Annotated in this window: 9 protein-coding genes; 1 reads left to right on the plus strand and 8 read right to left on the minus strand. The window is 54.9% G+C overall.

The window, feature by feature from the left end; genetic code table 11:
• Positions 1 to 14: 14 nt before the first annotated feature.
• The gene (gene lptD, locus DBR02_RS14245; RefSeq protein ID WP_107534675.1) at positions 15 to 2,366 is read right to left on the minus strand and encodes an LPS assembly protein LptD; all 2,352 of its coding nucleotides are present in this window, start codon (positions 2,364 to 2,366) and stop codon (positions 15 to 17) included.
• 239 nt (positions 2,367 to 2,605) lie between these two features.
• On the opposite strand from lptD, the gene djlA reads away from it, so the two are divergent.
• On the plus strand, positions 2,606 to 3,421 hold the full coding sequence (djlA, locus tag DBR02_RS14250) for a co-chaperone DjlA (protein ID WP_102750036.1): 816 nt from the start codon (positions 2,606 to 2,608) through the stop codon (positions 3,419 to 3,421).
• A gap of 32 nt (positions 3,422 to 3,453) precedes the next feature.
• On the opposite strand, the gene rluA is transcribed toward djlA, so the two are convergent.
• The 7 genes from rluA to araA form a co-directional block, all read right to left on the minus strand.
• Positions 3,454 to 4,113, minus strand: coding sequence for a bifunctional tRNA pseudouridine(32) synthase/23S rRNA pseudouridine(746) synthase RluA (rluA, locus tag DBR02_RS14255; RefSeq protein ID WP_107534676.1), 660 nt, complete (start codon positions 4,111 to 4,113; stop codon positions 3,454 to 3,456).
• A 12-nt stretch (positions 4,114 to 4,125) separates the two neighbouring features.
• On the minus strand, positions 4,126 to 7,032 hold the full coding sequence (rapA, locus tag DBR02_RS14260) for an RNA polymerase-associated protein RapA (protein ID WP_107534677.1): 2,907 nt from the start codon (positions 7,030 to 7,032) through the stop codon (positions 4,126 to 4,128).
• A gap of 128 nt (positions 7,033 to 7,160) precedes the next feature.
• Entirely contained in the window at positions 7,161 to 9,518 is a 2,358-nt protein-coding gene (gene polB, locus DBR02_RS14265) for a DNA polymerase II (protein ID WP_107535651.1), read from the minus strand.
• A 66-nt stretch (positions 9,519 to 9,584) separates the two neighbouring features.
• On the minus strand, positions 9,585 to 9,995 hold the full coding sequence (locus DBR02_RS14270; protein ID WP_233157687.1) for a hypothetical protein: 411 nt from the start codon (positions 9,993 to 9,995) through the stop codon (positions 9,585 to 9,587).
• A 15-nt stretch (positions 9,996 to 10,010) separates the two neighbouring features.
• On the minus strand, positions 10,011 to 10,862 hold the full coding sequence (locus DBR02_RS14275; RefSeq protein ID WP_107534679.1) for a hypothetical protein: 852 nt from the start codon (positions 10,860 to 10,862) through the stop codon (positions 10,011 to 10,013).
• A gap of 137 nt (positions 10,863 to 10,999) precedes the next feature.
• The gene (gene araD, locus DBR02_RS14280; protein WP_107534680.1) at positions 11,000 to 11,695 is read right to left on the minus strand and encodes an L-ribulose-5-phosphate 4-epimerase; all 696 of its coding nucleotides are present in this window, start codon (positions 11,693 to 11,695) and stop codon (positions 11,000 to 11,002) included.
• 47 nt (positions 11,696 to 11,742) lie between these two features.
• A complete protein-coding gene (gene araA, locus DBR02_RS14285) occupies positions 11,743 to 13,245 on the minus strand; it encodes an L-arabinose isomerase (protein ID WP_063450678.1) in 1,503 nt (500 codons plus the stop codon).
• Between the last annotated feature and the right edge of the window lie 10 nt (positions 13,246 to 13,255).

Consider the following 13,255-nt stretch of genomic DNA (forward strand, 5'->3'; position numbering starts at 1 on the left):
GTAAATCAAGCACATTACAATGAACTACGATACGGCAGAATGTTCGAGCGCAGCATCTGCTGCGTGCCCAGACCGTAGTTAGAACTCAGGCCGCGCAACTCGATATTAAAGCCAATCACGTTATCGTATTTGCCCTGACTGTTTTGCGTATCCCAGCCGTTAAGTTTGCGTTCGTAACCGACACGTATTGCGTAACAGCAGGAGTTATATTGCAGACCTAACATCTGGTCGGCAGGTTTTTGGGCATTCGTGTCATAGTAGTAGGCCCCGACGACTGACCAGCGATCGGCGATCGGCCAGCTCGCGGCAGTACCTACCTGTGAAATACCGTCTTTGTATTGGTCCGTATTCGCATAGTTAGGCAGCGTCGCCTGGATATACTCCGGGCTGGCGTAACGATACGTCAACTGCAACATGCGGTCTTCATCACGACGATACTCAATGGCAGCGCTGCCCGTCGCGATATTGTCCAGTCGTGTATCGTACTGAACGCCACCGCGCAGACCCCAACGATCCGTCATGCGCCAGTAGGTGTCGCCTGCCCATACCAGTGAGCCCGTTTTGTTGTCTTTCTCCCAGTTAATGTCGTCATCACCGGTACGAGACTCGGTGAAATAGTAGATTTGACCAACAGAAACGTTAAAACGTTCAACGGCAGCATCATCATAAACGCGCGTTGTGACGCCGGTCGTTAACTGGTTAGCAGACGCAATACGGTCAAGGCCGCCGTAGGTACGGTCACGGAACAGGCCGCTGTAGTCTGATTGCAGGAAAGACGAGTCGTAGTTTTGAATTTTGCTCTGATCGCGATAAGGCACGTAGAGATACTGCATACGCGGCTCAAGCGTCTGGGTGTATCCATCGGCGAGAAGGCCCATATCACGTTCGAAGATCAGCTTCCCGTCCATTTTGAACTGCGGAAGCGTACGGTTTACCGACTCTTCAAGATCGGTGCCATAGCGTTTGTTATACCAGTCCAGATTCTTCTGCTGGTAGTGGGTGGCCATCAACTTGGCTTCGGTGTTCAGGCTCGCCCAGTCGTTTGACCATGGCAGATTGATCGTCGGCTCGATATGCAGACGCGTTGATTCCGGCATATCAGAGTTGGTGTTGACGAAATGAACCGCCTGAGCATAAACGCGCGTGTCGAAAGGACCCACATCGTTCTGATACCAGTTCACGTCCAGCTGCGGCTCTGCACCGTAGGTACTGCGCGATTGCGTATCAAATACCTGGAACTGCTTGGTCGACACGGTGGCGTCGAAGTTCTCAATGGCGTAGCCCACGCTAAATTTCTGCGTGGCGTAACCGTCGGTACTGGACCCGTATTTAGAGTCAAAGTCGTTGAAGTAATACGGATCGCTGACCTTGGTATAGTCGACGTTGAAGCGCCATACCTGATCCAATACCCCGGCGTGCTTCCAGTAGTACATCCAACGGTGCTTATCGCCTTCGGAAGGATGCTCGTCCTGGAACACTTTATCTGATGGCAGATAATCAAATTCCATCAGACCCGCGCCCGCCTTGGTCAGATAGCGGAACTCGTTCTCCCACATGATGTTACCGCGCTTGTGGATATAGTGCGGCGTGATCGTGGCGTCCATGTTGGGCGCAATGTTCCAGTAGTACGGCAGGTAGAACTCAAAGTAGTTCGACGTGCTGTACTTGGCGTTCGGGATCAGGAAGCCCGAACGACGCTTGTCGCCCACCGGCAGTTGCAGGTAAGGACTATAGAAAATCGGCACCGGGCCAAGCTTGAAGCGGGCGTTCCAGATCTCGGCGACCTGTTCTTCACGGTCGTGGATCACTTCACTGCCCACGACGCTCCAGGTATTTGACCCAGGCAAACAGGACGTAAACGTGCCGTTTTCGAGAATGGTGTAGCGGTTTTCGCCGCGCTGCTTCATCAGGTCTGCGGTTCCGCGACCCTGACGGCCCACCATCTGGTAATCACCTTCCCAGACGTTGGTATCTTTCGTATTCAGATTGGACCAGGCTTTCGGACCTTTCAGGATGACCTGATTGTCGTCATAGTGCACATTACCCAGCGCATCCACCGTACGGACAGGCGCCTGGGCACCTTCCGGTTGCTTCTGGTGCAATTGCACTTCGTCAGCCAGCAGACGGCTGTTTCCCTGGTTAATATCGACATTGCCCGTAAAGGTCGCGTTGTCAGGATAATTACCTTTTGCGCTGTCGGCATTAATGGTGACGGGTAAGTCATTCGTATCGCCTTTCACCAGTGGGCGATTGTAACTTGGGACGCCAAGCATACACTGCGAGGCGAGATCGGCTGCGAGCCCCTGTTGGCTATACAGGGCGGTGCCAATCATTGTGGCCAGAAGGGTGGGGATACGTTTTTTCATACGTTGTATTTTATTGTTCCGTCATCAGTGGCTACGGCTTACAAACGCTCAGAGACTATCTTACTCATCAGCGCAGTACCAGCGTTAATCCTGCCCGTTTGCGCGCCAGAGTGTTAGGCTCGCTATCGAATGACGAGTATGATAATGCAAATTATAGGCGATGTCCCTCAATTGACCGTGGCGCGACCACTGTAATGATGGCGTTGCGTCGGCCAGGAACATGACCATTCGGGGAGTATATGCAGTATTGGGGTAAAATAATCGGCGTTGCGTTCGCAATTATTATGGGTGCCGGATTCTGGGGCGTCGTTCTTGGCCTCATTATCGGCCATATGTTTGATAAGGCACGCAGCCGCAAAATGGCCTGGTTTGCCAACCAGCGCGAGCGCCAGTCACTCTTTTTCTCCACCACCTTCGAGGTGATGGGGCATTTAACCAAATCAAAAGGGCGCGTAACGGAAGCCGACATTCAGGTCGCCAGCGTCTTTATGGATCGCATGAATCTGCACGGTGAATCACGCATCGCGGCGCAGAATGCGTTCCGGATTGGTAAATCAGATAACTACCCGCTGCGAGAAAAAATGCGGCAGTTCCGTAGCATCTGTTTCGGGCGCTTTGATTTAATTCGGATGTTTCTGGAAATTCAAATCCAGGCCGCTTTCGCGGATGGCTCTCTGCATCCGAATGAACGGGACGTCTTATACGTGATTGCCGAAGAGCTGGGCATTTCCCGCATGCAGTTCGACCAGTTCCTGCGCATGATGCAGGGTGGTGCGCACTTTGGCGGCGGTTATCAGCAGCAATCGTCCGGCGGCGGCTGGCAGCAGGCGCAGCGTGGCCCTACGCTTGAAGATGCCTGTAACGTCCTCGGCGTGAAGCCGTCTGACGATGTCACGACCATCAAACGCGCGTATCGTAAGCTGATGAGCGAGCACCATCCGGATAAGCTGGTGGCGAAAGGCCTGCCGCCAGAGATGATGGAGATGGCGAAACAGAAAGCGCAGGAAATCCAGAAAGCCTACGAGCTGATTAAAGAGCAGAAAGGTTTTAAATAAAAAAAGGCCCGACACAGCGTCGGGCTTTTTTTTCAGAAGTCCACCGGGGCTTTAAACGTCATGGTGTTGCCGAAAGCAGGGTGGGTGATGGTGAGCGTCTGCGCATGCAGTTGCAGGCGCGGCGCTAACGCCAGCGCTTCCGGCGGCGCATAAAATCTGTCTCCCAGAATGGGGTGACCCATCGCCAGCATATGCACGCGCAGCTGGTGGGAGCGCCCGGTAATCGGCTTCAGCAGGACGCGGGCGGTGTTATCCGGCGCGTACTCCAGCACTTCATACTCGGTTTGCGCGGCCTTGCCGGTTTCATAACACACCTTCTGCTTTGGCCGGTTCGGCCAGTCGCAAATCAGCGGTAAATCCACCAGCCCTTCCGCCTGCGCCGGATGGCCCCACACGCGGGCGACATACTGCTTCTTCGGCTCGCGCTCGCGGAACTGACGTTTAAGCTCGCGCTCAGCCGCTTTATTCAGCGCCACCACAATCACGCCGCTGGTGGCCATATCCAGACGATGGACAGACTCGGCCTGCGGATAATCGCGCTGAATGCGCGTCATCACGCTGTCCTTGTGCTCATCCAGACGGCCCGGCACGGACAACAAGCCGCTTGGCTTGTTGACCACCATAATGTGCTCATCCTGATACAGAATGACCAGCCACGGTTCCATCGGGGGATTGTAGGGCTCCATTACCATCTTGTGCTCCGCTTACTGATGCGTCACAACGATAAGGCGCAGGGCGTCGAGACGCCATCCCGCCTGATTCAGGCTTTCCAGCACCTGCTGACGGTTGCTCTCAATCGCGGCCAGTTCATCGTCACGAATGTTCGGGTTCACCGCTTTCAACGCTTCCAGACGCGACAGTTCAGCTGACAGCTTCTCGTCAGCTTCGCTGCGGGCCGCATCGATCAGCTCTCTGGCCGCTTTTTCGGCCTGGGCTTCACCCAGTTGCAGGATGGCATGCACGTCCTGCTGCACCGCATTCACCAGCTTGCTGCCGGTATGGCGGTTGACCGCGCTCAGCTGGCGGTTGAAGCTTTCAAACTCCACCTGGCCGGCCAGGTTCGTACCGTTTTTATCCAGCAGCAGACGCACCGGCGTTGGCGGCAGGAAGCGGTTAAGCTGAAGCTGTTTCGGTGCCTGCGCTTCCACAACGTAGATCAGCTCCACCAGCAGCGTGCCCACGGGCAACGCTTTGTTCTTCAACAGGGAGATGGTGCTGCTGCCGGTATCGCCGGAGAGGATCAGATCCAGACCGTTGCGGATCAGCGGGTGCTCCCAGGTGATGAACTGTGCGTCTTCGCGAGACAGCGCCACATCACGCTCAAAGGTGATGGTGCAGCCATCTTCCGGCAGGCCCGGGAAATCCGGCACCAGCATGTGATCGGACGGGGTCAGCACGATCATGTTCTCGCCGCGATCGTCCTGGTTAATGCCGACGATGTCGAACAGGTTCATGGAGAAGCTGATCAGGCTGGTGTCGTCGTCCTGTTCTTCAATACTTTCGGCAAGCTGCTGCGCTTTTTCACCGCCGTTGGAGTGGATCTCCAGCAGGCGGTCGCGCCCCTGCTCCAGCTGGGCTTTCAGCGCGTCGTGCTTCTCGCGGCAGGATTTGATCAGCTCATCAAAGCCGTCGGTATTTTCCGGCGCCGCGAGATAACCGATCAGATCGCTATGCACCTGGTCATAAATGGTGCGGCCCGTCGGGCAGGTATGTTCAAACGCATCCAGCCCTTCGTGATACCAGCGAACCAGAACGGACTGAGCGGTTTTCTCCAGATACGGAACATGGATCTGAATGTCGTGCGCCTGACCGATACGATCCAGACGGCCGATACGCTGCTCCAGCAGATCCGGGTTAAACGGCAGATCAAACATCACCAGATTGCTGGCAAACTGGAAGTTACGGCCTTCAGAACCGATTTCGGAGCACAGCAGAACCTGTGCGCCGCTGTCCTCTTCACCAAACCAGGCCGCAGCGCGGTCGCGCTCAACAATGGACATGCCTTCGTGGAACACGGCGGCGCGAATACCTTCGCGCTCGCGCAGAACCTGTTCCAGCTGAAGCGCGGTGGCGGCTTTGGCGCAGATCACCAGCACCTTCTGGGAACGGTGCGCGGTCAGGTAGCCCATCAGCCACTCCACGCGCGGATCGAAGTTCCACCAGGTGCCGGTGTCGCCTTCAAATTCTTGATAAATCTGCTCCGGGTAGAGCATGTCGCGCGCGCGATCTTCCGCCGATTTACGGGTGCCCATGATGCCGGAGACTTTAATTGCGGTCTGATACTGGGTCGGCAGCGGCAGCTTGATGGTGTGCAGCTCGCGTTTCGGGAACCCCTTCACGCCGTTACGGGTGTTGCGGAACAGCACGCGGCTGGTGCCGTGACGGTCCATCAACATGTCGATCAGCTCTTTGCGCGCGGATCCGGCGTTATCGCTGTCGCTGTTCGCGGCCTGAAGCAGCGGCTCGATGTCCTGCTCGCCAATCAGATCGCTCAGAGTGTTGAGTTCATCATTAGAGAGGCGATTACCTGCCAGCAGCAGCGCGACGGCATCCGCTACCGGACGGTAGTTTTTCTGCTCTTCAACAAACTGCTCGAAATCGTGGAAACGGTTTGGGTCGAGCAGGCGCAGACGGGCGAAGTGGCTCTCAAGACCCAGCTGCTCCGGCGTTGCGGTCAGGAGCAGAACCCCCGGTACGCGCTCCGCAAGCTGCTCGATCGCCATGTATTCACGGCTTGGCGCATCTTCGCTCCAGACGAGGTGGTGGGCTTCGTCGACGACCATCAGATCCCATTCAGCATCGCACAGATGCTCCAGGCGCTGCTTGCTGCGGCGCACGAAGTCCAGGGAGCAAATGACCAGCTGTTCGGTTTCAAACGGGTTGTCCGCGTCGTGCTGGGCTTCGGCATAACGCTCGTCGTCGAACAGGGAGAAGCGCAGGTTAAAGCGGCGCAGCATCTCGACCAGCCACTGGTGTTGCAGCGTTTCCGGCACCACAATCAGCACGCGCTCGGCAGCGCCAGAGAGCAGCTGCTGGTGCAGGATCATGCCGGCTTCGATGGTTTTACCCAGGCCCACTTCGTCAGCCAGCAGCACGCGAGGTGCATGGCGACGGCCCACGTCATGGGCGATGTTCAGCTGATGGGGGATCAGGCTGGTACGCTGACCGCGCAGGCCGCTCCACGGCATGCGGTACTGTTCACTCTGGAACTTACGCGCGCGGTAGCGCTGGGAGAAGCGATCCATTCGGTCGATTTGCCCGGCAAACAGACGGTCCTGCGGCTTGCTGAACACCAGTTTGCTGTCGAGCAGCACTTCACGCAGGATGACGTTCGTCTCGTCGGTATCAAGGCGCGTTCCGATGTAGGCGAGCAGTCCATTCTCTTCTTTTACGTCTTCAACCTTTAGCTGCCAGCCGTCATGGCTGGTCACGGTATCACCCGGATTGAACATTACGCGGGTAACAGGGGAGTCATTGCGAGCGTACAGGCGGTTTTCACCGGTAGCAGGGAAAAGGAGGGTAACCATGCGCGCATCGACGGCAACGACGGTTCCTAATCCAAGTTCGCTTTCTGTATCGCTGATCCAGCGTTGACCAAGTGTAAAAGGCATAGTTGTTCGGCTCTAATCTTTAATTGCAGGCAATAGTTCGACCCCCGTCAAAAAAGACGGTCATCGAAAAATGGGTCCGGGAATGGAAAGGGCGCTATGGTACTGGATGGCAACGGTTTCGTCACGCGTCAAAATAGCCCAAGTTGTCCTGTCACTAGTGTAGCAAAGTCGTCGTCGATGAACGGTAAAATTCCCTCCGCAACCGGCTGAAGCTGGCGGGTGAGGTAGTGATCGTAATCGAGAGGCGACTGTTGATAATCAACGGGTTCCGGTCCGTTCGTCGTCCAGACGTATTTTATCGTCCCCCGGTTCTGATACTGCGGCGCGCGTCCCCGACGAACGTTCTCTTCGTCCGCCAGCCGCGCGGCGCGCACGTGAGGGGGAACGTTACGCTGGTACTCCACCAGCGGGCGGCGCAGGCGTTTGCGATACACCAGCTGGTCATCCAGTTCACCCGCCATCAGGCTGGCGATGGTGTCGCGCACGTAATCCTGATAAGGCTCATTGCGGAATATTCGCAGGTAGAGCGACTGCTGGAACCGCTGCGCCAGCGGCGTCCAGTCAGTGCGCACCGTCTCCAGCCCCTTAAACACCATCCGCTGCGCTTCACCTTCCTGAATCAGCCCGGCGTAGCGCTTCTTGCTGCCCTGGTCGGTTCCGCGAATGGTTGGCATTAGAAAGCGGGTAAAATGGGTTTCAAACTCCAGCTCTAATGCGCTGGTTAACCGCTCTTTTTGCAAACTTTCGCGCCACCAGTCGTTCACAAAGGCGACCAGATCTTTGCCGATTTGCGCGGCGTCGTCTTCCGAATGGGCGGCTTTCAGCCAGACAAAGGTGGAGTCGGTATCGCCATAAATGACGTCATAGCCCCGGGATTCAATCAGCGCTTTGGTCTGGCGCATAATCTCGTGCCCGCGCATGGTGATGGACGACGCCAGACGCGGATCAAAGAAGCGGCAGGCGCTGGTACCCAGCACGCCGTAAAAGGCGTTCATAATGATTTTCAGCGCCTGCGAGAGCGGTTTGTTGCCGTGGCGTTTCGCCTCGTCGCGGCCGTGCCAGATGTTTCCCACGATTTCCGGCAGGCAGTGTTTTTCGCGCGAGAAGCGTGCCCCGAGAAAACCTTCGGTGCTGTGTTCATCATCTGGCTGTGCCATCCCCTCCACCAGCCCTACCGGGTCAATGAGGAAGGTGCGGATAATCGATGGGTACAGGCTTTTGTAGTCCAGCACCAGCACCGAGTCATACAGCCCGGGCCGAGAATCCATCACGTAGCCGCCGGGGCTGGCCTGTGGAGGTACGTCGCCAAGGTTGGGTGCGACGTAGCCCGCGCGGTGCATTCGTGGGAAATAGAGGTGGCTAAAGGCCGCTACCGAGCCGCCGTGCCTGTCGACCGCCAGGCCGTTCACCGTCGCGCGCTCCAGCAGGAACGGCATGATCTCGGTTTTGTGGAAAATCTGCGTCACCAGCTTGCAGTCTTTCAGGTTATAGGTGGCGAGCGCCGGCTTATCCTGGTTAAAGCGCCGGTCAATCTCGTCCATTCTGTCCCAGGGATTGTCGATGGATTTCCCTTCGCCGAGCAGCTCCCGGGCGACCGCTTCGAGGGAGAATGACGAGAAGTTCCAGAAGGCGGATTTTAGCGCCTCGATGCCGTCGAGAATCAGGCGACCATTGGCCTGGGCAAAGAAAACGCCGTTCTTGAAACCGTGCTCACGCCACTCCAGCTCGCTGTTGCCGCGTCCCAGTATTAAGGGAATGCGATAACGTTCGGCATGTTTTTGCAGCACGCGCAGGTCAAACTGGACGACATTCCAGCCTATCAGCACGTCCGGATCGTGCTCGGCAAACCATTGGTTAAGTTTCTCCAGCAGCTGCGGGCGGCTGCTGACGTACTCAAGCTGAAAATCCAGCGCGGACGCATCGCCGTTCGGCGGCCCGAGCATATAGACAACCCGCTGCCCGCAGCCTTCCAGGCCAATGCAGTACAGTTCGCCGTGACGGGTGGTTTCGATGTCCAGCGAGACCCACTTGAGCGGCGGGCGATAATTCGGGTTAGGCTTGAGGCGCGCATTCACGAGACTGCCATTCTGTTCCGCGCCGTCCACCCAGACGGGCGCGGTGATAAACCGCTCCATCAGAAAGCGTTCCGGCGGGCGGATATCCGCTTCGTAGAGCGTCACGCCCGCTTCGCGCAGCAGTTTTTCGTAGCGCATCAGCTGGCGATGGGCGCGGCAGTAAAGGCCATACACCGGCTGAAGGTGGAAATCTTTTAGCTCAAGAGGCGTGAGACGCCAGCCGTTTTCACCGCGCAGCAGCTGCTTTACCTTCTCGACGTGGCCTTCAGGGATAAACGCCACGGACTCCTGAGGCGGCAGGGTAACGTGCAGCGGGCCGTTATCCGTCGCCAGCCAGAACGCGACCTCGGTGCCCTGAGGAGTATCCCGCCAGTGTCGGGTCAGTAAAAAGCCTTCTTGCGCCTGTGCCACGCTGCGATCCCACAAAACAAAACCAGGCCTGATTATAGCCTGGTTTGCTGTGTTTTTATACAGCGTTTATTTTGCGATTTCAAAAAACTCAAGTTCCAGAGTATTGCCTTTTTTATATACACAATAGCGTTGATAATCATTGCTGTAATCGTTATGGTTTTTATAAACCCATGAACAGTTATATTTGCTAATCCCATTGAATTTATTAATGAAGTTAAATATTTTTTGTTCCTGCTTAGTAATGTCTTTTATGTTTTTATATTGGATGCTTACTATTGTTTCTTGATGATCAATATCATAGCTATAGCTAAATATCATATCTGTTGATAATTGTGGCGCGTCTTTTAGCGCATCAGGGGTATAGAGCCACCATGAGAATAAATCATCACGTTTGTAATGATGGTCTCCAGCTTTAAATGCAAAAGCACTAAAGAAAAGCAAAAAAGGAGCCAGGAGCAAGATTGCGAGTATAAACATGTATCTTTTCATAATTCACCAACGACTTACTGGTGTATGAGGATTTAGTAGAAAAAATAATGGCCTTTCAAAAGGGGAGGTTGAGTAAGTTTTACTGTTTTTTATTGATATGGTTCCGTAAAGTTCATGATTTAGTTGATTGTCTTTGCGAAAGTAGCTTTTTATGGGGCTGTTCTTATATTCATTATAGAGTAATCCTGAGTTTGCGTGGTCTAATGGATTTATATAATTCATCCATTTAGGCAGTTCTCTTTTTATAGGCTTGCCATATTTAAAGGGCACCTTTTTTTGAAATAAATAAGGAGAAAATTTTCTGTTCTTAAACTTTCCGGGTGAACCACTTGCATCCCATATCTGAATTGCTGTCTGATATGACACAGGTTTTGCTAGCCAGAGTGGATCGGAGCCTGAACCAAAAACACGGTAAAAACCAACTAAATCTGAAAGTAAGTCTTCCGCACTAAAACCGCTGTCAGTATACCAGCGAAAGAGGAAGGAATTTTGCCATGCTTCGAATCTTTTTGCCGTCCCATACATCAATGTCAAGGCGACTCTTGCTTTCATAAATGGGGAAAGGCATGAGCGAACCATAATTTTTGTAAAGACGCCTGTATGAAAGGATAGATCCATGCCTAAAATAGTTTTACGTGCTATCATTTCCTGATTATAGGAAACCGGGAAATACCAATCATTAAATTCTTTATAGTATGTCGAGTGCCATTCTTGATCTAGTTTGCTTTTTAACCTTCTCGCATCATTCCCTTGGGCATGACCTAAATCTACCCATCCTAATTCTTCGGTGTAAATAAGGCCATTTTTTTTTGTGGTTGCGAATGCCCCGTCAGTAATATCTTTCCTGTTGCTCATCTATCAATCTCCTTTTCGATACGTTGTTGTAACAAAAGAAATGTTGATGAGCAAATATCATGTTTTTATCTTTCAATTATTAATAATTAATTTGATGAATGGTAAAGATGCCTGATGTTCAGACATCTTTACCATAATTACTGCCCGTAGTACGCCTTCGCGCCGTGCTTGCGCAAATAATGCTTATCCAGCAGGGTTTGCTGCATATCCGGCAGTTGCGGCGCCAGCTGGCGGCAGAAGATCCCCATGTAAGCGACTTCCTCCAGCACGATCGCGTTATGCACCGCGTCTTCCGCATTTTTCCCCCAGGCAAACGGGCCGTGGGAGTGCACCAGCACGCCGGGCATCTGCGCCGCGTCGATCCCCTGTTTTTCAAAGGTTTCGACGATGACGTTCGCGGTTTCCCATTCGTACTCACCGTTGATCTCCGCATCGGTCATCAGACGCGTGCAGGGAATGGTGCCGTAAAAGTAGTCCGCGTGGGTGGTGCCGGTGGCCGGAATGGGCTGGCCCGCCTGCGCCCAGATGGTCGCGTGACGCGAATGGGTATGCACGATGCCGCCGATGGTCGGGAAGGACTGATACAGCAGGCGATGAGTCGGCGTATCGGATGAGGGCTTTTTGTTGCCTTCGACCACTTCACCCGTTTCGATGCTGACCACGACCATATCTTCTGCGGTCATCACCGTGTAATCCACGCCCGAAGGCTTGATCACGAATACCCCTTTTTCCCGGTCAACGGCGCTGACGTTGCCCCAGGTCAGGGTCACCAGGTTATGTTTTGGCAGCGCCAGGTTAGCTTCAAGTACCTGACGTTTGAGATCTTCTAACATGGTTGTCTCCCTGCCCGGCGAGCGCAGCGCCACCGGGCATTGCGTACTTAGCGTTTTGAACCGTAATAGACTTCGTTCCAGCGCAGCGCGTCTTTAAAGGCTGGCAGACGGGTGTCGTTATCAATCACGGTCAGCTCGATGTCGTGCAGCTCGGCAAACTGACGCATATCGTTCAGGTCAAGCGCATGGCTGAAGACGGTGTGGTGCGCGCCACCCGCCAGGATCCACGCCTCTGACGCGGTTGGCAGGTCCGGCTGCGCTTTCCACAAGGCATTGGCGACCGGCAGCTTCGGCAGAGAGTGCGGGGTTTCAACCGCATCGACGCAGTTCACCAGCAGGCGGAAGCGGTCGCCGAGGTCGATCAGGCTGGCGTTGATGGCCGGACCGGTACGGGTGTTGAAGATAAGACGGGCCGGATCCGCTTTGCCGCCAATGCCGAGGTACTGCACGTCAAGGATCGGTTTCTCTTCAACCGCGATGGAGGGACACACTTCCAGCATGTGCGAGCCGAGCACCAGATCGTTGCCGTTCTCGAAGTGGTAGGTGTAGTCCTCCATAAAGGAGGTGCCGCCCTGTAGACCGGTCGACATCACCTTCATGATGCGAAGCAGAGCGGCAGTTTTCCAGTCGCCTTCGCCTGCAAAGCCGTAGCCCTGCTGCATCAGACGTTGTACTGCCAGACCCGGCAGCTGTTTCAGGCCGTGCAGGTCTTCAAATGTAGTGGTAAAGGCGTGGAAGCCGCCCTGTTCCAGAAAACGCTTCATGCCCAGCTCAATGCGTGCGGCATCCAGCACGTTCTGGCGCTTGTCGCCGTTAACTTGCGCCGCAGGCGTCAGGCGGTAGCTGCTTTCATATTCATCTACCAGCGCGTTAACATCACCCTCGCTGATGTCATTCACTACCTGCACCAGGTCGCCCACCGCCCAGGTGTTGACGGAGAAACCAAACTTGATCTGCGCGGCCACTTTGTCACCGTCGGTGACCGCCACTTCGCGCATGTTGTCGCCAAAACGCACCACCTTCAGGTGACGGGTGTCCTGCTTAGAGACCGCCTGACGCATCCAGGAGCCAATGCGTTGTTGTGCCTGGCCGTCCTGCCAGTGGCCGGTCACCACGGCATGCTGCTGGCGCATGCGCGCGCCGATGAAGCCGAACTCGCGACCGCCGTGCGCGGTCTGGTTCAGGTTCATGAAGTCCATGTCGATGCTGTCCCACGGCAGGGAGGCATTGAACTGAGTGTGGAATTGCAGCAGCGGTTTGTTGAGGATTGCCAGGCCGTTGATCCACATTTTGGCCGGTGAGAAGGTGTGCAGCCACACCACCAGGCCGGCGCATTTGTCGTCGTAGTTGGCATCGCGGCAGATGTTGGTGATTTCGTCCGGCGTCGTACCCAGGGGCTTCAGTACCAGTTTGCACGGCAGTTTGGCTTCCGCGTTCAGGGCATTCACAACGTGCTCCGCATGTTTCGTCACCTGCTGCAACGCTTCCGGCCCGTACAAATGCTGGCTGCCAATCACAAACCACACTTCATAATTATTAAAAATGGTCATTATCGTGTCC

This window comes from Enterobacter cloacae complex sp., assembly GCF_900322725.1.
Classification (GTDB): domain Bacteria; phylum Pseudomonadota; class Gammaproteobacteria; order Enterobacterales; family Enterobacteriaceae; genus Enterobacter; species Enterobacter quasihormaechei.